At 67.1% G+C, this 22967-nt stretch carries 20 protein-coding genes and 1 pseudogene; 19 read left to right on the plus strand and 2 right to left on the minus strand.

Going from position 1 to position 22967, the window contains the following annotated elements:
- Positions 1-110: 110 nt before the first annotated feature.
- Positions 111-389: pseudogene (locus ACWETB_RS22810) on the plus strand (Uma2 family endonuclease); the annotation flags it as partial.
- Positions 390-527: 138 nt separating this feature from the next.
- On the opposite strand, the gene ACWETB_RS22815 reads toward ACWETB_RS22810, so the two are convergent.
- Together ACWETB_RS22815 and ACWETB_RS22820 are read right to left on the minus strand one after the other, a co-directional pair.
- Positions 528-848: a PspA domain-containing protein gene (locus tag ACWETB_RS22815; protein ID WP_348807494.1), complete on the minus strand. Its 321-nt coding sequence runs from the start codon at positions 846-848 to the stop codon at positions 528-530.
- A gap of 243 nt (positions 849-1091) precedes the next feature.
- The gene (locus ACWETB_RS22820; RefSeq protein ID WP_449743998.1) at positions 1092-1517 is read right to left on the minus strand and encodes a DUF1844 domain-containing protein; all 426 of its coding nucleotides are present in this window, start codon (positions 1515-1517) and stop codon (positions 1092-1094) included.
- 286 nt (positions 1518-1803) lie between these two features.
- Between ACWETB_RS22820 and infC the strand changes: the two genes are divergently transcribed.
- The 18 genes from infC (at position 1804) to tyrS (ending at position 22612) form a co-directional block, all read left to right on the plus strand.
- Positions 1804-2424 (plus strand): translation initiation factor IF-3, encoded by a 621-nt coding sequence (infC, locus tag ACWETB_RS22825; RefSeq protein ID WP_348810013.1) that lies wholly within the window; start codon positions 1804-1806, stop codon positions 2422-2424.
- 110 nt (positions 2425-2534) lie between these two features.
- Complete coding sequence (rpmI, locus tag ACWETB_RS22830) at positions 2535-2729, plus strand: 50S ribosomal protein L35 (protein WP_012834577.1); 195 nt, start codon at positions 2535-2537, stop codon at positions 2727-2729.
- Positions 2730-2768: 39 nt separating this feature from the next.
- Positions 2769-3149: a 50S ribosomal protein L20 gene (gene rplT, locus ACWETB_RS22835; protein ID WP_238423314.1), complete on the plus strand. Its 381-nt coding sequence runs from the start codon at positions 2769-2771 to the stop codon at positions 3147-3149.
- 52 nt (positions 3150-3201) lie between these two features.
- Positions 3202-4005 (plus strand): TrmH family RNA methyltransferase, encoded by an 804-nt coding sequence (locus ACWETB_RS22840; RefSeq protein WP_348807492.1) that lies wholly within the window; start codon positions 3202-3204, stop codon positions 4003-4005.
- A gap of 85 nt (positions 4006-4090) precedes the next feature.
- Positions 4091-5413 carry an acyltransferase family protein gene (locus ACWETB_RS22845; RefSeq protein WP_452213843.1) on the plus strand — a complete coding sequence of 441 codons (1323 nt, stop codon included), beginning with the start codon at positions 4091-4093 and terminating at the stop codon, positions 5411-5413.
- A gap of 138 nt (positions 5414-5551) precedes the next feature.
- Positions 5552-6634: a phenylalanine--tRNA ligase subunit alpha gene (gene pheS / locus ACWETB_RS22850; protein WP_348807490.1), complete on the plus strand. Its 1083-nt coding sequence runs from the start codon at positions 5552-5554 to the stop codon at positions 6632-6634.
- A gap of 46 nt (positions 6635-6680) precedes the next feature.
- Positions 6681-9158 carry a phenylalanine--tRNA ligase subunit beta gene (pheT, locus tag ACWETB_RS22855; RefSeq protein ID WP_449743999.1) on the plus strand — a complete coding sequence of 826 codons (2478 nt, stop codon included), beginning with the start codon at positions 6681-6683 and terminating at the stop codon, positions 9156-9158.
- Positions 9159-9209: 51 nt separating this feature from the next.
- Positions 9210-10247, plus strand: a complete 1038-nt coding sequence (gene argC / locus ACWETB_RS22860) for an N-acetyl-gamma-glutamyl-phosphate reductase (protein WP_449744000.1) — start codon at positions 9210-9212, stop codon at positions 10245-10247.
- The gene (gene argJ, locus ACWETB_RS22865) at positions 10244-11485 is read left to right on the plus strand and encodes a bifunctional glutamate N-acetyltransferase/amino-acid acetyltransferase ArgJ (RefSeq protein WP_449744001.1); all 1242 of its coding nucleotides are present in this window, start codon (positions 10244-10246) and stop codon (positions 11483-11485) included. The genes argC and argJ overlap by 4 nt, the downstream gene beginning before the upstream one ends.
- Entirely contained in the window at positions 11482-12441 is a 960-nt protein-coding gene (gene argB, locus ACWETB_RS22870; RefSeq protein ID WP_452213846.1) for an acetylglutamate kinase, read from the plus strand. The genes argJ and argB overlap by 4 nt, the downstream gene beginning before the upstream one ends.
- The gene (locus ACWETB_RS22875; RefSeq protein ID WP_452213848.1) at positions 12438-13634 is read left to right on the plus strand and encodes an acetylornithine transaminase; all 1197 of its coding nucleotides are present in this window, start codon (positions 12438-12440) and stop codon (positions 13632-13634) included. Before argB ends, ACWETB_RS22875 begins: the two co-directional genes overlap by 4 nt.
- Positions 13631-14554: an ornithine carbamoyltransferase gene (gene argF / locus ACWETB_RS22880; protein ID WP_449744004.1), complete on the plus strand. Its 924-nt coding sequence runs from the start codon at positions 13631-13633 to the stop codon at positions 14552-14554. The genes ACWETB_RS22875 and argF overlap by 4 nt, the downstream gene beginning before the upstream one ends.
- Positions 14551-15060, plus strand: coding sequence for an arginine repressor (locus tag ACWETB_RS22885; RefSeq protein WP_348807483.1), 510 nt, complete (start codon positions 14551-14553; stop codon positions 15058-15060). The genes argF and ACWETB_RS22885 overlap by 4 nt, the downstream gene beginning before the upstream one ends.
- A gap of 109 nt (positions 15061-15169) precedes the next feature.
- Positions 15170-16372, plus strand: coding sequence for an argininosuccinate synthase (locus ACWETB_RS22890; protein ID WP_449744005.1), 1203 nt, complete (start codon positions 15170-15172; stop codon positions 16370-16372).
- The gene (argH, locus tag ACWETB_RS22895; protein WP_449744006.1) at positions 16365-17807 is read left to right on the plus strand and encodes an argininosuccinate lyase; all 1443 of its coding nucleotides are present in this window, start codon (positions 16365-16367) and stop codon (positions 17805-17807) included. Before ACWETB_RS22890 ends, argH begins: the two co-directional genes overlap by 8 nt.
- Before the next feature lie 148 nt (positions 17808-17955).
- Complete coding sequence (locus ACWETB_RS22900; protein ID WP_452213851.1) at positions 17956-20982, plus strand: AMP-binding protein; 3027 nt, start codon at positions 17956-17958, stop codon at positions 20980-20982.
- Positions 20983-21044: 62 nt separating this feature from the next.
- Positions 21045-21257: a Trm112 family protein gene (locus ACWETB_RS22905; protein WP_348807477.1), complete on the plus strand. Its 213-nt coding sequence runs from the start codon at positions 21045-21047 to the stop codon at positions 21255-21257.
- Entirely contained in the window at positions 21254-22612 is a 1359-nt protein-coding gene (gene tyrS / locus ACWETB_RS22910) for a tyrosine--tRNA ligase (RefSeq protein ID WP_449744008.1), read from the plus strand. The genes ACWETB_RS22905 and tyrS overlap by 4 nt, the downstream gene beginning before the upstream one ends.
- The last annotated feature ends 355 nt before the right edge of the window (positions 22613-22967 follow it).

Raw genomic sequence — 22967 nt, forward strand, 5'->3', positions numbered from 1 at the left:
CTGGAGAGGATGCCCGATGACGGTCACCGGTACGAACTCATTGACGGGGTCTTGATCGTGACCCCCGCACCGGGATTCGGCACCAGCAGATCGTCGTCAAACTCGCCGGCGTGCTCGATGCCGTATGCCCGCGCAGATTGGCCGTCATGACGGCACCGTTCGCGGTTCGCGCCGGCGACAGTGTCGAGTTGCGGTCCGACGTTCTGGTGGGCCGGGTCGAGGAGTTCACCGATCGAGACCTGCCCGCGGCCCCGGTTCTCGTGGTCGAGGTGGCATCACCGAGCACCGCGCTACACCACCTCAACACGAAGAAGGCGGCGTACGAACGGCTCAGAGTCCCCAGTTACTGGGTCATCGACCCCGAACGGGTGGCGCTGACGGTGTACGAACTCCGTGAGGACCGCTACCACGAGTCGGCAACGGTGGTCGGCGATCAGCTCTTCGACGCAACCAGGCCGTACCCAGTGCAGGTGATTCCCGCGCGACTCCCTCGGTCAGTTCGCCTGAGCGGCCCACCCAACGGGGGTTCAGGTGCCGGAGCTCCCCATCGACCTGCGGATCTCCTCCAGGCGTTTCTTGGCCGCCTCATCGCGCTCGCGCATCATCTCGTCGACCTGCTGACCCTCAGGCGTGGACTCGGCCAACTCCTGTGAACCGATCGCCGTGGCGATGCGATTCTCGATCTTGTCGCGCACGAAGTCGAACGATGGAACGCCGGCTTCGGAGTAGTCCGGATCGGGGAGCGGCGGAGTCGACGGAGCGGCCGGCGGACTCACGATCTCCGCGTCGATCACGTCATCGACCGGAGATGTGGGCTCGGTCGGAGTGGGGTCCTCGGGTGCGGTCATGCGACCAGCGTAGGTTCCCACGTCGGGCGGCGGCGCAGATGTCACGAGGGAAGTGCAACTCGCACGATTGCAGCGTCATCGACCCCAATGTCAGACTGGCGCGCCCGACGGGCGAGGGCTACATCCGTACCGCCGGGTTGTTCGGCGATCATCTCGGAACTCGGAACCGAACTTGCCGCCGCCGGCGTCGCACCCGGCGCATATGCCGTGGCCGAATTGCCGGTCCGCTCACACCGGTGAGAGCTACCGCCGCCGATCACGCACCGGGCCGGTGTACTTCTCACCGGGGCCCTCACCCGGCTCATCCGGGTAGGCGCTCGCATCGCGAAAGGCGAGCTGCAGTTGCTTGAGGGCTTCCCGGACCGGTGCGGCATGGATGCCGAGGTCCGGCTTCGCCGCGTCGACGAGCCCGGCGAGCGCGGTGATCAGGCGCCGCGCCTCGTCGAGGTCGACGTCGGACCCACCGGCACCCAACTTCTCCGCAGCCGCGCTCATCAGCATGAACGCGGCCTTGGTGATCACCTCGATCGCCGGAATATCGGCCAGGTCGCGGACGTTCTCGTCGATGGCATTGGAAGTGTTCTCGGCGGTCCGGCCGTCACCTGGATTCTCGTCGACAACCCCGCTACCAGCGGCGTCGTCGGAGGGCGAATAGGTATTTCCGGTCATGACTGTTAGACTTCCATAGCACGACCGCCCTGGTACGCCGGGGTAGCAAGTGGAGTTCGGCTCCCACCGCTACGACGCGATCCCGCAGAAGCGATTCTGACAGACGCAGTTGTACGGTCCGGTCCAGCGGTTTCACCGCGCGTTGAGCGTGAATGTAACCGTCCGATGCTGTCATCGGTGGACCGGTCGGTGATGGAGCCCTGCCGACGATCCGTGAGGATCGCGAGCGGGGCTTTTTGCTGAGGCGAATTCCTCCTGCGCCCGACACACCCGCGGCGGCCGACCTATTCGGAATTATCAAGGAGGCCCCATCAGCACTGAGACCCGCATCAACGAGCGCATCCGCGTCCCGGAGGTCCGACTCGTCGGACCGAATTCGGAGCAGGTGGGCATCGTGCGTGTTGAAGATGCGCTCCGCCTGGCCTACGAGGCCGATCTGGATCTGGTCGAGGTCGCACCCGACGCCCGTCCGCCGGTGTGCAAGATCATGGACTACGGCAAGTTCAAGTACGAAGCCGCTCAGAAACAGCGCGAGGCGCGTCGCAATCAGCAGATGACCGTCATCAAGGAGCAGAAGCTCCGCCCGAAGATCGACGACCACGATTACGAGACCAAGAAGGGTCACGTTATCCGGTTCCTGAAGGACGGGTCCAAGGTGAAGGTCACCATCATGTTCCGCGGTCGTGAGCAGTCACGCCCCGAACTCGGATTCCGGCTCCTGCAGCGACTCGGCAACGACGTCGCCGACTACGGGTTCATCGAGACCTCGGCCAAGCAGGACGGACGGAACATGACCATGGTCCTCGCCCCCCACAAGGGTGCGAAGACCCGCGTCAAGGCGCAGCAGCAGTCCCAGCGTCCCGCCAGGGAAGCCAAGGACGCCGCCGCACCCGACGCCGCGAGCTAGTCGACACCGATCGCCGGCCGTTTCCGCAGGCCGGCGACGGCCAGACCACTGCGAACGTGAGCACACCCGCCGACGCGGGTGGCTCCCGCTCGCTCGAATGAAGGAAAGACATGCCAAAGAGCAAGACCCACAAGGGCACCGCGAAGCGTTTCAAGGTGACCGGCAGCGGCAAGATCGTGCGCCAGAAGGCCAACCGTCGCCACCTGCTGGAGCACAAGTCCTCGCGTCGTACGCGTCGCCTCGACGGCACCACCGTCGTGAGCGAGAACGATGCGCCGCGCATCAAGCGCCTGCTGAACCGCTGACGCTGCGCCCAGACCACTACCGAAGAAGAGGATTGACCAATGGCACGCGTGAAAAGGGCCGTCAACGCCCAGAAGAAGCGTCGTTCAACCCTGGAGGCATCCAAGGGTTACCGCGGACAGCGTTCGCGCCTGTACCGCAAGGCCAAGGAGCAGCAGCTCCACTCGCTGACCTACGCCTACCGGGACCGTCGCGCCCGCAAGGGTGAGTTCCGCAAGCTGTGGATCGCGCGCATCAACGCCGCGGCCCGCGCCAACGACATCACCTACAACCGCTTCATCCAGGGCCTCAAGGCCGCTGGTGTCGAGGTGGACCGCAAGGTGCTCGCCGACATCGCCGTGACCGACCCGGAGGCCTTCACCGGTCTCGTCGAGGTTGCTCGCAAGGCGCTGCCCGCCGACGTCAACGCGCCGGCTGCCTGATCAGCCACCGCGCAACCGACACCGACCCGCGAGAGATCGACGGACGACTCTGATGGAGATCCTGTCCGAACGATCCTCGCGGGTCGTGTCGTATGCCAAGTTGCATCGTTCCGCGGTGCGTCGCGCCGAGCAGCGATTCCTCGTGGAGGGTGCCAATGCGGTTGTCGCTGCGCTCGACACCGATCGAGCAGATCAGATCCTGGTGCGCGATTCCGACGAGGACCGATTCTCCGACATCCTGATTCGCGCTCGCGGCGCCGGAATCCCGACCGCCGGGTTGACCGAACGCGCCGCACAGAAGCTGTCGGAGACCACCACGCCGCCGGGCATCTTCGCCGTGTCCAGGCTCCTCGACGCCGATCTCGACGACGTGCTCGCCGGCGCGCCCCGACTGCTCGCGGTCGCCGTCGAACCCCGTGAGCCGGGCAACGCTGGGACGTTGATCCGCACTGCTGATGCCATGGGTGCCGACGCCGTGCTCCTGCTCGGCGACGCCGTCGACCCACATAACGGCAAGTGCGTTCGCGCCAGCGCCGGAAGCGTCTTCCACCTACCCGTCGTGCGGCATCGAGACATCGCCGGGACACTGAAAGCATTGCAGGACAAGGGGATTGTCTTGCTCGCGACGGCCGCCGACGGTGAACTCGCCCTCGACGACGCAGCCGAGGTGCTGCGTGGTGCGGTGGCCTGGCTGTTCGGCAACGAGGCGCACGGCCTGCCCGACGACGTCGCGACGCTCGCCGACCAACGGGTCTTCATCCCAATCCGGGGCCGCGCGGAGAGTCTGAATCTTGCTGCGGCCGCGTCGATCTGCCTCTACGAGGGTGCACGGATCCAGGCGCGTCACCCGTCCTGACGGCCATCGCGGGCGCGCGGCAACTGCGCTGAAATGCGTGTAATCACTCATGCCGTGCGGCTACGGTGTGCCGAGAATCGACCGGGTGAACAGTACGAACATCTCCCGGCAGATGCCCGACGCGAGTGACCTCGACCGACTCTCGGCCGGCCGTGACCGCGTCGTCGATCTGGTCCGGATCGTCTCCCTCGTCGTGGTGATCGTCGGACACTCCTTGATGCTGACCGTCGTCACCGACGCCGGCCGGATCTCGCTGGGCAACACCCTCGCGGCGGTGCCGGACCTGCAAGCACTCACCTGGGTGCTGCAGATAATGCCGCTGTTCTTTTTCGCCGGTGCTGCGGCCGCGACGTACGGGTGGCGATCCGGTACGACGCCGGGGCAGTGGCTTCTCGGACGTGCGCAACGGCTGCTGCGCCCGCTCGTCTGGTACCTGGCGTTCGCGGGCTCGACGGTCGCGATCCTGCAACTGGCCGGGCTCGACGCCGCCGCCGGGGTGACGGCGGGATTGTCGGTCCAACTCCTGTGGTTCCTCGGTGCCTACCTGCTCGTGCTCGCGGTGGTGCCACTGCTGCAACAGATCACGACCACTCGGCATCTGATCGTGGCGGTCGCCTGCTGCCTGGCCGCGATCGGGACGGTCGACGCCGTGCGGCTCACCGTCGGTCCCGCGTGGCTGGGGTACCTGAACTTTCTGATCGTGTGGATGTTGCCGGCCATCTTCGGCGTCACCTACGCCAAGCGACTGGTGACGAGTCGCTGGGCCGTCGTGGTCGCGGCGATCGCGTTCCTCGCCGACATCGTCCTCGTCGCCGTCGGACCCTATGAACTGTCGATGGTGACGGTGCCGGGGCAGCATCTGTCTAATATGAGCCCGCCGACGCTGCTGCTCGCCGGTCATGCGGTCACTCTGGGTGCCCTGGTCACCGCTCTTCGCGGACCGTTGGCGCGGTTGACCATGCGTCCGCGACTGTGGTGGTGGGTCGCCATGGGCAATCGGGGAGCGATGACGCTGTACCTGTGGCACCTTCCGGTGCTGGCCGCGATCATCGCCGGGGGGATCGCGTTGGGTCTGGAGCGTGATCCGTCGAGCCCGACGTTCGTGCCGACGATCATCGCCGAGACCGTGGTGTTGGTGACTCTCATGATCGTGGTGACCGCCGTGCTCAGCCCGCTGGAGAACCGGCGGCTGCCGTGGTGGGATGCCACCCTGGAACGCTCGGCGTCGGCCGGTCGTGATCTCGCGATGCTGCTGTGCCTCGTGGTCGTCGCCGCGTCACTATTGCTGCTCGCCCACGACGGCATTCTCATCGGGTGGTACTGGATCGCGGTGGCGGTGGCGGCGGCAATCGGTGCGCGCTCGCTCGCGATCCTGCGTTCCCCTCGCGAGTTCGCGCCGATCTCCTGAGCGGATCCCTGCAGGTCGTCCCGATCGGCGGGTCGACTACCCTCGAAGGGAATCATCGCAGCCGCTGACGGTGTGTTTCGCCCGTACGCAAGCGATCGAGGAGTCTGTCCGACACGCGATACGAGGAGTCCGCCAGCCGTGGCACCTTCCGGCAAAGAGCAGGGAAAGTCCGAGCAACCGACCACCGATCTCCGTTTTCCCGAGCAGCACGAGCTCGATGACGCGGCCGCATCAGCGATCGCTGCGTTTGATGCGGCCGCGGACCTCGATGCGATCGCGGCGGCCAAGACCGCTCATCTCGGAGATCGGTCGGCGATTGCACTCGCCCGGCGCGCGCTGGGCAGCCTCCCCAAGGATCAGCGATCGGCCGCGGGCAAGCTCGTCAACGAGGTGCGCGGTCGCGTGAGCTCCGCACTCGACGCCCGGATCGTCGTCCTGGAGGCCGAGCGTGACACCGCGGTCCTCGTCGCCGAGTCGGTGGATGTCACCCTGCCGTCGCGGCGTCGCCCCGCCGGTGCCCGCCACCCGATCACGGTGATCGCCGAGCAGGTGGCCGACGTGTTTGTCGGTATGGGGTGGGAGATCGCCGAAGGCCCGGAGGTCGAGACCGAGCATTACAATTTCGACGCCCTCAACTTCCTTCCGGATCATCCGGCCCGGTCGATGCAGGACACCTTCTACATCGCACCCGAGGGATCCCGTCAGGTGCTGCGCACCCACACCTCGCCGGTCCAGGTGCGCTCGATGCTCAACCGCGAGGTGCCGATCTACGTGGCGTGCCCGGGACGCACCTTCCGCACCGACGAACTCGACGCCACCCACACGCCGGTGTTCCACCAGATCGAGGGGCTCGCCGTCGACAAAGGCCTCACCCTCGCCAATCTGCGCGGCACCCTGGAGGTTTTCGCGCGGGCCCTGTTCGGCCCCGAAACCACCACCCGCATGCGCGCGAGCTACTTCCCGTTCACCGAGCCGTCGGCCGAGGTCGACGTGTGGTTCCCCGGCAAGAAGGGCGGGCCCGGCTGGGTCGAATGGGGTGGCTGCGGCATGGTGAACCCGAATGTGTTGCGCGCCAGCGGAATCGACCCTGACGTCTACTCCGGCTTCGCGTTCGGCATGGGCCTCGAACGCACCCTGCAGTTCCGTAACGACATCTCCGACATGCGGGACATGGTCGAGGGGGACATCCGTTTCTCCCTCCCGTTCGGCCCTGCGGCCTGAGCCGCTTCTCCCACCGCCCAACGATCGATGAAAGCAGCTGACTGACGTGCGTGCCCCACAGTCCTGGTACACCGAGGTGCTTCGCGCCGGCGACCCGACCTGGTCGGCGACCACCGAGCAGATCGACGCAGGCTTCGTCCGCGTCGGATTCGAGATCGAGGACATCGATCCGTTCCCGGAGATCACCGGACCGCTGGTGATCGGCCGGGTGCAGACGATCACCGAACTGACCGAGTTCAAGAAACCCATCCGCTACTGCATGGTCGAGGTCGGTGAGGCCGAGCCACGCGGGATCATCTGTGGTGCACGGAATTTCGCCGAAGGTGACCTGATCGTCGCGGCATTGCCCGGAACCGTGCTGCCGGGTCCGTTCGAGATCACCGCGCGCAAGACCTACGGACACACCTCCGACGGGATGATCTGTTCGGTTTCCGAGATGGGTATCGGCACCGACCATGCGGGCATCCTCGTCCTCGCCCCCGGCACCGCCGAGCCCGGTGCCGACGCGCGTGAGGTCCTCGGCCTCGACGACGCCGCCATCGACGTCAACGTCACCCCCGACCGCGGCTACGCCTTCTCCATCCGTGGACTCGGTCGCGAACTCGCCGGCGCCTTCTCGGTGCCGTTCGTCGACGTCGGACTCCCCGGCGAGCCGCTCGCGGCCGGCGACGACGAGCCCTGGCCGGTGGCGATCGATGCGGCGTCGCAGGCCACCCGCTACACCGCGCGCCTGCTCACCGGCGTGGACGCCCGCTCGGTGTCACCGTGGTGGGTACAGAAACGACTCATGGTCGCCGGTGTGCGACCGATCTCGGCAATCGTCGACGTCACCAACTACGTGATGCTCGAACTCGGACAACCGCTGCACGCGTTCGACGCCGACAAACTCACCGGCACGATCACCGTCCGCAACGCTGTCGCGGGGGAGAAGCTGACCACCCTCGACGGCGTCGTGCGTGAGCTCGATCCGGAGGATGTCGTCATCGCCGACGACAGTGGTCCCATCGCGCTGGCCGGACTCATGGGTGGAGAGGCCACCGAGGTGGGTCCCGAGACCACCCGGGTGCTACTGGAATCGGCCACCTTCGATCCGGTTCGGGTGTTCCGTACCGGCAAACGCCACAAGCTGACCTCGGAGGCCACCAAGCGCTTCGAGCGGTCGGTCGATCCGGAGGTCACCGTCGTCGCGTCCGACCGCGGTGCATCGCTCATCGTCGACCTCGCCGGCGGTCGGGTTGCCGGACCGTTGTCGGAGGCCCGCGTGGACATCCCCGCGCCCGCGCCGATCGACATCGCCGCCGACGAACCCGACCGCACCGCGGGCATCCCGTATCCGGTGGGCACCACCGAGGCCCGGCTGACCGAGGTCGGTTGCGTCGTCACCGGCACCGATCGGCTCTCGGTGACGCCGCCCTCCTGGCGACCGGACCTGCGTCAACGCGCGGATCTCGTGGAGGAGGTGCTGCGTCTCCAGGGTCTGGAGGACATCCCGGCCATCCCGCCGCGCGCGCCGGCTGCCGGGACCGGCCTGACGCCGCAACAGCAGCGTCGTCGCAGTATCGGTCGCACCCTGGCCCTCGACGGCTACGTCGAGGTGTTGCCTTACCCGTTCATGCCGGCCGGTGTGTTCGATGTGTGGGATCTGCCCGCCGACGACGAGCGTCGCAAGACGGTGAAGGTGCTCAATCCGCTCGAGGCAGACCGGCCCGAGCTGAATACCACCTTGTTGCCGGGGTTGCTGGAGATGGCCGGACGCAACATCGCCCGCGGGCAGCGGGATCTGGCATTGTTCACCGTGGGTCAGGTCGTCATCGCCGGTGACCATGTCGCCCCGGTCGGCGCGCTCGATGTGACGCGACGCCCGACCGAGGAGGAGATCGCCGCACTCGACGCCTCCCTCCCGCTTCAGCCGCTGCACGTCGCCGCAGTGCTGGTGGGTCAGCGTGATCCGGCCGGACCATGGGGTCCGGGTCGTCCGGCCGACTACCTTGACGCGTTCGAGGCCGCCCGTGCCGTCGGCCGTGCCGCGGGCGTGACCGTCGACCTGTCCGCAGCCGATGAGCGCCCATGGCATCCGGGCCGCTGCGCTCGGCTCACCGTTGACGGCGTGACCGTCGGCTTCGCCGGTGAACTCCATCCGGCCGTACTCGAACGCTCCGGACTGCCCAAGCGGACCTGTGCGGTCGAGGTCGACGTCGATGCCCTCCCGCTGGGCGTGGTACTTCCGGCACCTCGCGTCAGTGTGTTCCCGGCGGTACTGCAGGACGTCGCGGTCGTCGTGGCCGCCGATGTTCCGGCCGGGGTGGTCGCCGAGGCGCTCCGGTCCGGTGCCGGAGATCTGCTCGAGTCCATCGAACTCTTCGATGTCTTCACCGGCAGCCAGGTCGGCGAGGGTCACAAGTCGCTGACCTTCGCCCTGCGATTCCGTGCGCAGGACCGTACGCTCACCGAAGACGAGGCCAACGCAGCCAAACTCGCCGCGGTGGAGAACGCCGGCGATCAGGTGGGAGCGCGCTTGCGCTGAGGCGCCCCTACCCCTGGTGAATTGATTTGCAGCGTCATGCATAATGATTGCATGACGATCAAGGTGGCGGTCGCCGGTGCGAGTGGCTACGCGGGCGGGGAAATCCTGCGCCTGCTGTGCGGACATCCCCGACTGCATTCCCGGGACCTCGAGATCGGCGCGTTGACCGCCGGCGGCAACGCGGGCAGCACGCTCGGCTCACAGCATCCACACCTGCTTCCGTTGGCCGATCGGGTGCTCGAGGAGACCACCCCGGAGATCCTCGCCGGACACGACGTGGTGTTCCTCGGGTTGCCGCATGGCACCTCCGCGGCGATCGCCGACGCACTGCCGCCGACCACCCTGGTCATCGACTGCGGTGCCGATTTCCGGCTGCGTGACCCGGCCGACTGGACGACGTACTACGGCGGCGATCACGCCGGTACCTGGCCGTACGGTCTGCCGGAGCTCCCGGGCAACCGGGAGGTGCTGCGCGACGCAAGTCGTATCGCGGTGCCCGGCTGCTATCCGACGATCTCGATCCTGTCGCTGCTGCCCGCCGTGGCCGCGGGACTGATCGAACCGGCCGTCACCGTCGTCGCGGTGAGCGGAACCTCCGGCGCCGGCCGTGCGCCGAAGGTCGACCTGCTGGCCTCCGAGGTCATCGGATCGGCCCGGGCCTACGGCGTCGGCGGAGTCCATCGGCACACCCCGGAGATCGCTCAGGCCTTGTCGGCGGCCGCGGACATCCCGGTCAGCGTGTCCTTCACCCCCGTCCTCGTACCGATGTCCCGCGGCATCCTCGCCACCTGCACCGCCCGCACGGGCGCGAGCGCCGACGAGGTCCGTGCCGCGTACGACAAGGCTTACACCGACGAACATTTCATCCACGTCCTGCCCGCCGGATCGTTGCCGACGACCGGTTCGGTGATCGGCTCCAATGCGGTTCAGCTGGCCGTGACGGTCGACGAACGGGCGGGCACGCTCGTCGCCGTGGGTGCGGTGGACAACCTGACCAAGGGCACCGGCGGCGCCGCCGTGCAATCGATGAACCTGGCGTTGGGCTGGGATGAGGCAGAAGGGCTGAGCACCGTGGGGGTGGCACCGTGACCACATCGGACGACCGGATCGTCGGGGGAGCACCGATCGAAGGCCCGCGGTTGCTGCGTGAACAGGGGGTCACCGCGCCGCTCGGCTTCCGGGCCGCCGGTATCGCGGCCGGGATCAAGGCGTCGGGCAAGGCCGATCTCGCGCTCGTGTTCAACGAGGGCCCCGACTACTCCGCCGCGGGAGTTTTCACCCGCAATCAGGTGAAGGCCGCACCGGTGTTGTGGTCGCAGCAGGTACTGACCACCGGACGTCTGCGCGCGGTGATCCTCAATTCCGGTGGAGCGAACGCATGTACGGGTCCGGGCGGTTTCCAGGACACCCATGCCACCGCCGAGGCCGTGGCCGACGCCTTGAGCAACTGGGGTACCGATACCGGTGCGGTCGAGGTTGCGGTCTGCTCGACCGGCCTCATCGGTGATCGCCTGCCCATGGACAAGGTCCTCGCCGGGGTCACCGAGATCGTCCACGAGATGGGTGGTGGGCTCTCCGGCGGAACCGACGCCGCTTACGCCATCATGACCACCGACACGGTGCCCAAACAGGCTGCGCTGCATCATCCGCAGGGGTGGAACGTCGGTGGGATGGCCAAGGGCGCCGGCATGATGGCGCCGTCGCTGGCGACGATGCTGTGCGTGCTCACCACCGATGCCCGCGCCAGCGCCGAACAACTCGACACCGCACTGCGGCGCGCCACCGCAGCAACGTTCGACCGACTCGACATCGATGGTTCGACCTCGACGAATGACACTGTGCTACTGCTCAGTTCGGGTGCCAGCCAGATCCCGGTCGAGCAGGACGACCTCGATGCCGCCGTCCTGGCCGTCTGCGATGATCTTGCGGCACAACTCATGGCCGACGCCGAGGGCGTCACCAAGCGGATCCTGATCACGGTCGCCGGGGCGCGCACTGAGGACGACGCGATCACCATTGCCCGGGTCGTCGCCCGGGATTCGCTGGTGAAGACCGCACTGTTCGGTTCCGATCCCAACTGGGGCCGGGTACTGGCGGCCGTCGGCATCGCGCCGGTCCCGATCGAGCCGGACCGTATCTCGGTGTCGTTCAACGGACATGCGGTGTGTGTCGACGGAACCGGTGCCGAGGGTGCACGCGACGTCGATCTGTCGGCTGTCGATGTCAACGTCCGGATCGAACTGGGGCTCGGTGAGGCGAGTGCCACCATCCGCACCACCGACCTCTCGCACGCCTACGTCGAAGAGAACTCGGCGTACTCCTCATGAGCGACAACGGGATCGATCACTCCGACCTGCCGGCCATCGACAAGGCGACCGTGTTGGCAGAGGCTCTTCCGGCCCTGCAGGCGCTGGCCGGCGCGACCGTCGTCGTCAAGTACGGCGGCAACGCGATGGTCGACGAGGATCTCAAACGCGCCTTCGCCGCCGACATGGTGTTCCTCCGCGCGTGCGGTATGCATCCGGTGGTCGTTCACGGTGGGGGGCCGCAGATCTCGGCGATGCTCTCCCGATTGGGTCTGTCCGGCGAATTCCGGGGCGGCTTCCGCGTCACCACACCCGAGGTGATGGATGTCGCCCGGATGGTGCTCTTCGGTCAGGTCGGGCGTGAACTGGTCGGACTGATCAACGCACACGGTCCGTATGCGGTGGGGTTGACCGGTGAGGACGCGCACCTGTTCACCGCGACCCGCCGCACCGTCCTCGTCGAGGGTGTGGCCACCGACATCGGTCTGGTCGGTGACATCACCTCGGTGAACACCTCGGCTGTACTCGATCTCGTTGCGGCCGGCCGGATTCCCGTGGTCTCCACGATCGCACCCGATCGCGACGGCGTGGTCCACAACATCAACGCCGACACCGCCGCCGGCGCCCTCGCCGAGGCTCTCGGCGCGTCGCGACTGGTGATGCTCACCGACGTCGAGGGGCTCTACACCGACTGGCCGGACCGTTCGTCGCTGGTCTCGCAGATCGGCACCGACGCCCTGACGCGACTCCTGCCAAGCCTGGATTCGGGCATGGTTCCCAAGATGGAGGCCTGCCTGCGGGCCGTCGCCGGTGGGGTGAGCCGCGCCCACGTCATCGACGGGCGGGTACCCCACGCGGTCCTCGCGGAACTGCTCACATCGAGCTCCGCGGGCACCACCGTTGTGCCCGGTGACGTCGACTCCGATTTTCCCACAGCAACTCTCACCCAAACCGGAACGAAGGCCGAGCACTCATGACCACCCCATGGCAGCAGCGCTGGACCTCGGCGTTGATGAACAACTACGGCACCCCGCCGATCGCACTCGAACGGGGTGAGGGCGCCTACGTGTGGGACGCCGACGGCCGGCGCTACCTCGACTTGCTGGGTGGTATCGCGGTCAACGCACTCGGCCACGCCCACCCGGCCATCATCGACGCGGTGTCGACGCAGTTGCAGACGCTCGGGCATGTCTCCAACCTCTATGTGAACGAGCGGGTGGTCGAACTCGCCGAAGCCCTGCTCGACAGGTTCGGGCATCCGGGCCGGGTGTTCTTCTGCAACTCGGGCACCGAGGCCAACGAGGCCGCGTTCAAGCTCGCGCGCCGCACCGGCCGTCGGCAGATCATCGCCGCCGAGAAGGCATTTCACGGCCGGACCATGGGCGCCCTGGCGATGACCGGGCAACCCGCCAAACGCGAACCGTTCGAGCCGATGCCCCCGGGGGTCGACTTCGTGCCCTACGGCGACGTCGCGGCACTCAAGGCGGCCGTCGGCGAACAGACCGCGGCGGTCATTCTCGAGCCGATCCTGGGGGAGGCGGGCGTGGTGGTTCCCCCCGCCGATTACCTCGCGCACGCCCGCCGGATCACCGCGGAACACGGGGCCTTGCTGATCCTCGACGAGGTGCAGACCGGGATCGCCCGCACCGGAACCTTCTTTGCACATCAGCAGGTGGGTGTGGTGCCGGACGTGATGACCTTGGCGAAAGGGCTCGGCGGCGGGTTGCCGATCGGTGCGTGCGTGGCCACCGGTCCGGCAGCCGAGTTGTTCACTCCCGGCCAGCACGGCACCACGTTCGGAGGCAATCCCGTCTCGGCCGCCGCCGCGCTCGCGGTCCTGGGTGAGATCGAGAAGCAGGGTCTCGTCGATCACGTTGCGGCCGTCGGGAAATCGATTGCCACCGGCATCGAGAATCTGGGCCATCCGCAGATCTCGCACGTGCGGGGTGCGGGACTGCTGCTCGGAATCGTGCTCAACGCGCCGCTGGCCGCCGGCACCGAGGCGGCGGCCCGGGACGGTGGATACCTCATCAACGCGCCGGCACCCGACGTGCTGCGACTGGCTCCACCGCTGATTCTCACCGAACAGCAGGGCGCCGATTTCGTCGCCGCCCTGCCCGGTTTCCTGGACACCGCGGCGGCCGCCGCCGACCGGAAGGAGCAGTCGTGACCCGGCACTTCCTGCGCGATGACGACGTGACACCCGACGAGCAGGCGCAGATCCTGGCGATCGCCGCCGAGGTGAAGGCCAACCCGTACGCCTTCCGGCCGCTGGAAGGACCGCGCGGGGTCGGCGTCATTTTCGACAAGAACTCCACCCGCACCCGGTTCTCCTTCGAGATGGGCGTCGCGCAGCTCGGTGGACACGCCGTCGTCGTCGACGGCCGGACCACCCAACTGGGCCGCGACGAGTCCCTCGCGGATACCGGTCGGGTGTTGTCTCGATTTGTCGAGGCCGTCGTGTGGCGGACCTTCGGACACGAACGTCTCGAGGAGATGGCCGCCACCGCGACCGTCCCGGTGATCAACGCACTGTCGGACACCTTCCACCCCTGCCAGGTGCTGGCCGACCTGCAGACCATCATCGAGCGCAAGGGCCGCACCGCCGGGCTGAAGATGACCTACCTCGGTGACGGCGCCAACAACATGGCGCACTCGCTGGCTCTGGGCGGCGTCACCGCCGGAATGCACGTCACGATCAGTTCGCCGCTCGGCTTCGAACCCGACCCGCAGGTGATCGCCGACACCGAGAAGCGTGCCAACGTCACCGGCGGCTCCATCAGCGTGATCGGTGATCCGCAGCGGGCGTCCACCGGCGCCGACGTGCTCGTCACCGACACCTGGGTCTCGATGGGGCAGGAGGACGACGGTAAGGACCGCAAGGCGCCCTTCCTGCCGTATCAGATCAACTCCGAACTCCTCGCCGTCGCCGACCCCGAGGCGATCGTGCTGCACTGCCTGCCCGCGCACCGCGGCGACGAGATCACCGACGAGGTCATCGACGGCCCGGCCAGCGTCGTGTTCGACGAGGCGGAGAATCGGTTGCACGCCCAGAAGGCGCTGCTCATCTGGCTGTTGGAGCGATCGTGACGGCCTCCAGTGAACACCACCCGGTGACCCGGCTGGCGTCCACCCGGGCGGGCCGGCACGCGCTGATCGTCGAGATCCTCGCGAAGAATCAGGTGCGCAGTCAGTCCGAACTGCAGCAGCTGCTCTCCGCGCAGGGCATCGACGCCACCCAGGCGACGATCTCCCGCGACCTCGACGAGCTCGGAGCGGTCAAACTCCGCGCGGCCGACGGCGGCGTCGGCGTGTACGTGGTGCCCGAGGACGGATCGCCCTTGCGCGGGGTGTTCGGCGGCACCGACCGTCTCGCGCGGCTCCTGTCGGAGTTGCTCGTCTCGACCGACAGCAGCGGCAACCTGGCGGTGCTGCGGACCCCACCGGGCGCTGCGCACTACCTCGCCAGCGCGATCGACCGCGCCAGCCTGCCCGACGTCGTCGGCACGATCGCCGGCGACGACACGATCTTCGTCTGCGCCCGCGACCCCATCGACGGCGCCGAACTCGCCCGACGAATCGAGGGTCTCGTGTGATCGGCTGACCCAACTCCCGAAACCACCAGACCCCACCTCCGCACCCGAAGACCACATACATCGCGTCCGACGACGGACGCGCACCCACGAAACAGGAGCTCACATCACCATGGCCGATCGCGTCGTACTCGCATACTCAGGCGGACTGGATACCTCGGTCGCCATCAGCTGGATCGCCAAGGAGACCGGCAAGGAGGTCGTCGCCGTCGCGCTCGATCTCGGGCAGGGCGGCGAGGACATGGAGGTCGTGCGCCAGCGTGCCATCGACTGTGGCGCCGTCGAGGCGGTGCTCGTCGATGCCCGCAATGAGTTCGCCGACGACTACTGCCTGCCCGCCATCACCTCCAACGCCCTCTACATGGACCGGTACCCGCTGGTCTCGGCCCTGTCGCGGCCGCTGATCGCCAAGCATCTGGTGACCGCCGCGCGTGACCACGGCGGCACGGTCGTGGCCCACGGCTGCACCGGCAAGGGCAACGATCAGGTGCGCTTCGAGGTCGGATTCGCCTCGCTGGCACCAGAACTCGAGGTCATCGCGCCGGTCCGCGACTACGCGTGGACCCGTGAGAAGGCGATCGCCTTCGCCGAGGAGAACGCCATCCCGATCAACGTGACCAAGAAGTCCCCGTTCTCGATCGACCAGAACGTGTGGGGCCGCGCGGTCGAGACTGGATTCCTCGAGGACCTCTGGAATGCGCCGACCAAGGACGTCTACTCCTACACCGACGACCCGACCATCAACTGGCAGTCGCCCGACGAAGTGATCATCTCCTTCGACAAGGGACGCCCGATCGCGATCGACGGCCGCCCGGTGAGCGTGCTCGATGCCATCGAGGAACTCAATCGACGCGCCGGCGCCCAGGGCGTGGGTCGTCTCGACGTCGTCGAGGACCGGCTCGTCGGCATCAAGAGCCGTGAGGTGTACGAGGCGCCCGGCGCGATGGTGCTCATCACCGCGCACGAGGAACTCGAGCACGTCACCCTTGAACGTGAACTGGGTCGCTACAAGCGGCGTACCGACCAGAAGTGGGCCGAGCTCGTCTACGACGGACTGTGGTTCTCGCCGCTGAAGCGCTCCCTGGACGCCTTTGTCGACTCCACCCAGGAGCACGTCACCGGCGACATCCGGCTCACTCTGCACGGCGGGCACATCGCCGTCAACGGACGTCGCAGCCCCGAATCGCTCTATGACTTCAACCTCGCCACCTACGACGAGGGCGACAGCTTCGACCAGTCCAACGCCCGCGGGTTCGTCGAACTGCACGGACTGTCGTCCAAGATCGCGGCGCGACGGGACCTGATCGGTGAGTGACACCGGAGCCGGCGGCACCAACGAAGGGTCGCTCTGGGGCGGTCGCTTCGCCGACGGCCCGGCCGCGGCGATGGCGGCGCTGAGCAAGTCCACCCAATTCGACTGGGTGCTGGCGCCTTTCGACATCCGGGCGTCCAAGGCACACGCCCGGGTGCTGAACACCGCCGGACTGCTCGGTGACGACGATCTGGCCGCGATGCTCGACGGCCTCGATCGGTTGGCCGCCGACGTCGCCGACGGTTCCTTCGGTCCGGCACCCACCGACGAGGACGTGCACGGAGCCCTCGAACGAGGACTGATCGAGCGTGTCGGCCCGGAACTCGGCGGTCGGTTGCGGGCCGGGCGGTCGCGAAATGACCAGGTGGCGACGCTGTTTCGGATGTGGGTCCGTGACGCCATGACGCGGGTGGCAACCGGCGTGCTCGATGTGGTCGAAGCCCTGATGGGGCAGGCGATCGCGCACCCGGATGCGGTGATGCCCGGCAAGACGCACCTGCAGGCCGCCCAGCCGGTGCTGCTGGCCCACCATCTGCTGGCCCATGCCCAACCGCTGATCCGCGATGTCGACCGACTCGCCGACGCCGATCGTCGAACTGCGGTGTCCCCGTACGGTTCCGGCGCACTGGCCGGATCGTCGCTGGGACTGGACCCGGGCGCCATCGCCATCGAGTTGGGGTTCGACGCCCCCGCCGAGAACTCGATCGACGCCACCTCCTCGCGTGACTTTGCCGCCGAGGCGGCCTTCGTCTTCGCGATGATCGCCGTCGACCTCTCCCGCCTGGCCGAAGAGGTCATCCTCTGGAGCACACCGGAATTCGGTTACGTCACGCTGGCCGATGCGTGGTCGACGGGCAGCTCGATCATGCCGCAGAAGAAGAATCCGGACGTCGCCGAACTCGCCCGCGGTAAGGCCGGGCGCCTGATCGGGGACCTGACCGGACTGATGGCCACGCTCAAGGCCCAGCCCTTGGCCTACAACCGTGACCTCCAGGAGGACAAGGAACCGGTCTTCGACGCGGTCGCGCAGCTCGAACTACTGTTGCCCGCGATCACCGGGCTCGTCGCCACACTCGAGTTCCACGAAGACCGCATGGCCGAGCTTGCACCCGCCGGGTTCACCTTGGCCACCGACATCGCCGAATGGCTGGTGCGACAAGGTGTGCCGTTCCGTGTCGCGCATGAGCTCGCCGGGGCGTGTGTGCGTGAGGCGGAGAGTCGGGGAGTGGGTCTCGATGGTCTCGACGACGCGGCGTTCGCCGCCATCGATCCCGCGTTGACGCCCGACGTCCGCGAAGTCTTGTCGGTGCGGGGTTCCATCGAATCCCGCGACGCGCACGGCGGCACCGCCTCCGACCAGGTCCGTCGACAGCTGGGTGTGCTGGGCGATGTGGTGGCCCGGCAACGTGCCGACTGGGCGGGGCGCACCCTCCAGTGATAATCCGCGTTTGTCCACACGCGGTCGAGTAGAGTGAGGGCCACACTGGTGGGCGGTGTCTGTGATGGTGCCCTGGTGATGCCTGATCGGGGGACACGGCACACCTGACGCACGTGCGGGTACCTCCGAATGAGGGGAGGCCGAAGACATGGTCGGTATCGGCGGACTGCCGGATGTCGGCGCGATGGTCGGAAGGGTGGTCGCGACAGCGCAGAACGGACTCGAGGTCCTGCGGCTGGGCGGCCTGGAGACGGGCACGCTGCCGGCACCGTTCGCGGTCGTGGAGACCGAGAAGATGTTCCGGCTCCGCAAATACTTCCCCGACGACACCGGCGGCCCCAACGTGGTGTTGATTCCACCGATGATGGTGTCCGCCAACGTCTATGACGTCACCGAGCGCAATGGTGCGGTATCCATCCTGCATCGACACGGCATTACCCCCTGGGTCATCGACTTCGGCTCGCCAGACTCCGAAGAGGGCGGGATGGAGCGCAACCTCGCCGACCACGTGGTGGCCGTCAGCCGAGCGATCGATCAGATCATCGAGTCGACCGGTAAGGACGTCCACCTCGCCGGCTACTCGCAGGGCGGGATGTTCGCCTACCAGACGGCCGCGTTTCGGCGGTCGCGTGGCCTGGCCAGTCTGATCACGTTCGGGAGTCCGGTCGACGTGCTGGCCGCCCTGCCGTTGGGGCTGCCGGCCGGGTTGGTCGTCCCCGGCGCGGAGATCCTCGCCGATCGCGTGGTCGGCAACCTCTGGGTGCCGGGGTGGTTGGCGCGCTTGGGATTTCAGATGCTCGATCCGGTCAAGACGGCACGAAGCCGCATCGACTTCCTGCGCCAACTGCACGACCGGGACGCGCTGCTGCCCCGGGAGGACCAGCGCCGATTCCTCGAGTCCGACGGATGGGTGGCGTGGTCCGGACCGGCGATCGCGGAGTTGCTGCGCCAATTCGTGGTGCACAACCGGATGGTCTCGGGTGGCTTCGTGATCAACGGAGAGGTGGTCACGCTGTCTGAGATCACCTGTCCCACTTTGGCATTCGTCGGGGAAGCCGATGACATCGGGCAGCCGGCCGCGGTCCGGGGCATCGTGCGGGCCGCTCCGGACTCACGGGTCTATGAATCCCGGGTTCCGGTAGGACATTTCGGGCTCGTCGTCGGTAGCACGGCTGGAGCGCAGACGTGGCCGATCACCGCGGAATGGATCGAGTGGCAGTCCGGACTGCGTGAACAACCCGATCGCATCGAGCCGATGGTGCTCGGCGAACCCGGTCATGGCAGCGGCGTGAGCCTGGCGTCGCGGCTCACGCACGGGCTCGGTGCGGTCGCCGACGCCGGGGCGGGTCTGTCGCGCGACATCGTCGAATTGGCGACGACGTTCCAGCGCTCGTCGCTCGCGGTGGCGCAGGAGTCCGTACGGACGGTGCCACGCTTGTTCCGCCTCGGTCAGATCCAGCCGGGCACCCAGATCTCGCTCGGAAAATTGATGTCGGAGAACACCAAACGAGGTGCCGGCAAGGAACTGTTCCTCTTCGAGAACCGCGTGCTGACACACGCGCAGGTCAACACCCGCATCGACAACGTGGTCGCCGGACTCATCTCATGCGGTATCCGTCCGGGCCAACACGTCGGCGTCCTGATGGCCACACGCCCGAGCGCACTCGTCGTGGTCGCGGCACTGTCGCGGCTGGGGGCGGTCGCGGTGCTGTTGTCGGCCGACGGTGACATCCCCGAGATGCTCCGCCTGACCGACTGCATCGTGGTGATCTCCGATCCGCACCACGTCGACATCGTCGCCGACCATGCCGAGCGCGTCCTGGTGCTCGGTGGCGGTAGCGGCGACTCACGAGTCATCGACGGTGCCGACGGTCGACAGGTGATCGACATGGAGCAGATCGATCCGGAATCGGTGCCGGTACCCGCCTGGTACCGCCCCGATCCTGGACTCGCCGGCGATCTCGCATTCATTCTGTTCACCCGCGCCCAGGGCAATCTGGCGGTGTGGCCGATCACCAACCACCGGTTCGCGATGTCGGCATTCGGCGCCGCGTCGGCGGCCGGATTGACCGACCGCGACACCGTCTACTGCCTACCGCCACTGCACCATGCGTCCGGCCTGCTGACCACCCTCGGCGCGACCGTCGTCGGCCGCTCACGCATCGCGCTGTCCAATGGCATCGATGCGGAGACGTTCAGCACCGAGGTCCGCCGGTACGGCGTCACGGTGGTGTCCTACACCTGGACGATGATGCGCGAAATCGTGCGATCACCGGACTTCCACATCAACGAACACAACCCGATACGCCTGCTCATGGGTTCGGGAATGCCCACCGGACTCTGGAAGGACGTGCTCTCGAGTTTCCCGCGAGCCCGCGTTCTCGAGTTCTTCGCGACGGCGGACGGATCGGCGATCCTGGCCAATGTGTCCGGCGACAAGATCGGATCGATGGGCCGCGCACTCCCCGAGACCAACCCGGTGCAGATCGCCGCGATCGACCTCGACCATCGTCGCCTCGCGGTTGGCGGGAACGGCTTCGTCCGGCGCGCGGAGGTCGGCGAGGTGGGACTTCTGTTGGCGCGCACCCCATCCCGCCTGGACACCTCGGCAACCGTGTTGCGGGACGTCTTCGCATCGCGGGACCGCTGGGAGGTGTCGGGTCACCTGTTCTACCGCGACGCCGACGACGACATGTGGTTCATGGGGTCGACCGACGCCAGGGTGCGCAGCTCCGACGGTGTCGTCTACCTGCCGCCCATCGAGCAGGCACTGTCTCGGATGGAGGCCGTCGACCAGGTTGTCGCCTACGGGGTCGGCGAAGTGGAGAACGGCCTCGCAGTGGCTGCGGTCACCTTGCGAGACGATGCCCGGGCCGACTCGCTCACCGTGACGCAGTTGCGCGTGGCATTGGGCGCTCTGCCTGCGGAGAGTCGGCCGCACCTGATCCACGTCGTGGACGACATTCCCGTGTCCGATTCGTATCGTCCGCTGAGCAACGAGCTTCGACGCGCGGGGGTTCCGCCGCCCGGGCCCAAGGTCTGGTATCGCGACGATGATGGCCGGTACCGCAGATACACGAGGTCGGCGGCCGCCAAGGTTCCGTGGGGACGCCGGGACGATGACCGGGCCGGTGCGGGTGCCGGTGCCGAGGTCTCGGCGACCGCGGGGGCATGATTGACGGTGACCGATGGCGCCCGTCCAACGGTGCCGAGGCAAGACGAGAGGACTCACACAGGATGTCGCGTGCGGAGGCGATCAACCCGATCGTGCGGGAACGGCTGGTCTGCCCACAGGATCACGGACCGTTGCTCGACGCGGGAGACGATCTCTACAACCCTCGTCTACGGGTCGCCTATCACATCGATGCGGACGGCATCCCGGTCATGCTGGCCGACGAGGCACGGTCCGTCGACGACGCCGAGCACAACCGACTCACCGCCGGGTCGTGACATCGTCGATGCCCGATGCGGTCGGCCTCGGTGCGGGTGACAAGATCGACGTCGTGAGTGCTGAGAAGTCGCAGACGCCCGCGGTGACCACCGACATCATCGACGAACTGCAGTGGCGCGGGCTCATCGCGCAGTCCACCGATCTGGAGGAACTCAGGTCGGTGTTGTCGGCCGGACCGGTGACGCTGTATGCGGGCTTTGATCCGACCGCGTCGAGCCTGCACGCCGGGCATCTCGTGCCGTTGCTGACTCTGCGGCGCTTTCAGCTCGCCGGGCACCGCCCGCTGGTCCTCGCCGGCGGTGCGACCGGGATGATCGGCGACCCGCGGGACGTCGGCGAGCGGACGATGAACTCCGCCGATGTCGTGCGTGGATGGGCGGACCGGATCGGTGGCCAGCTGCGGCGTTTCGTCACTATCGACGATTCGGCCAACAGCGCCGTACTGGTCAACAATCTCGACTGGACCGCCGAGATGACCGTTATCGACTTCCTCCGCGACCTCGGCAAGCACTTTTCGGTCAACGTGATGCTCGCTCGGGAAACCGTCAAGCGCCGGTTGGAGAGCGACGGCATCAGCTATGCCGAATTCAGCTACATCCTGTTGCAGTCCAATGACTTTCTCGAGCTGCACCGTCGTCACGGTTGTACGTTGCAAATCGGTGGGTCGGATCAGTGGGGCAACATCATCGGCGGGGTCGACCTGGTCCGGCGAGTCGACGGTGATTCGGTGCATGCCATGACGGTGCCGTTGGTGACGTCATCGGACGGCAAGAAGTTCGGCAAGTCCACCGGTGGTGGCAGCCTGTGGCTTAATCCGGAGCTGACCAGTCCTTATGCCTGGTACCAGTACTTCGTGAACACCGCGGATGCCGATGTGGTGCGGTACCTGAGGTGGTTCACGTTCCTCACCCGGGACGAGATCGCCGAGCTCGAGCAGGCGACCGTCGACACGCCGCATCTACGCCTCGCGCAGAAGCGGCTTGCCGCCGAGATGACCACGCTCATCCATGGATCGGCCAACACCGCCGCCGTTGAGCTTGCGAGTCAGGCATTGTTCGGACGCGGCGACCTGCATGAACTCGACGAGGCAACGCTGGCCGCCGCTCTCGGAGAGACCACGATCGCCGAGTACACGGATTCGGCGCCGACGATGGTCGAGCTCCTGGTGGATACCGGTTTGTCCGACAGCAATAAGGCAGCTCGACGTGCCATCGGCGAGGGTGGCGCCTACGTGAACAACACCAAGATCACCGATGCCGACTGGCGCCCGGGTGCCGGCGATGCGTTGCATGGCCGGTGGTTGGTGATTCGGCGCGGCAAGAAGAGCTTCGCCGGTGCGACAATCTCCCTCTGACCAGCTGATTTGACGTGTTGTTCGCGTCTGTGTAACTTTCTTGTTGCACCGCAGAGAGCAACTCCCCCGGGGCCGACAAGGAATCGGGGGCTGTTCAGTGTCTTCCCTCTACGTGAGGGGAGTCGTACTCTGGGATGTAGCCGGAAGCCGGCAGGCGCGACTTGCGCCCGCGGAACATGGCTGGTAGCCTGGAAAAGTTGCCCGAGTGCGGGTGGCAATTCTGGAAATAGAACTGGCTCATCGGTGTTCGCCCTGTGTGGGTAGTTCGGGTGGGTGTGTGTTCTTTGAGAACTCGATAGTGTGTTGGTGGATTGTTTGATGCCATTTTTTTGAATGGTAGTGAACAAATTTTTGT

It is taken from the genome of Gordonia sp. NPDC003950 (genome assembly GCF_053605205.1).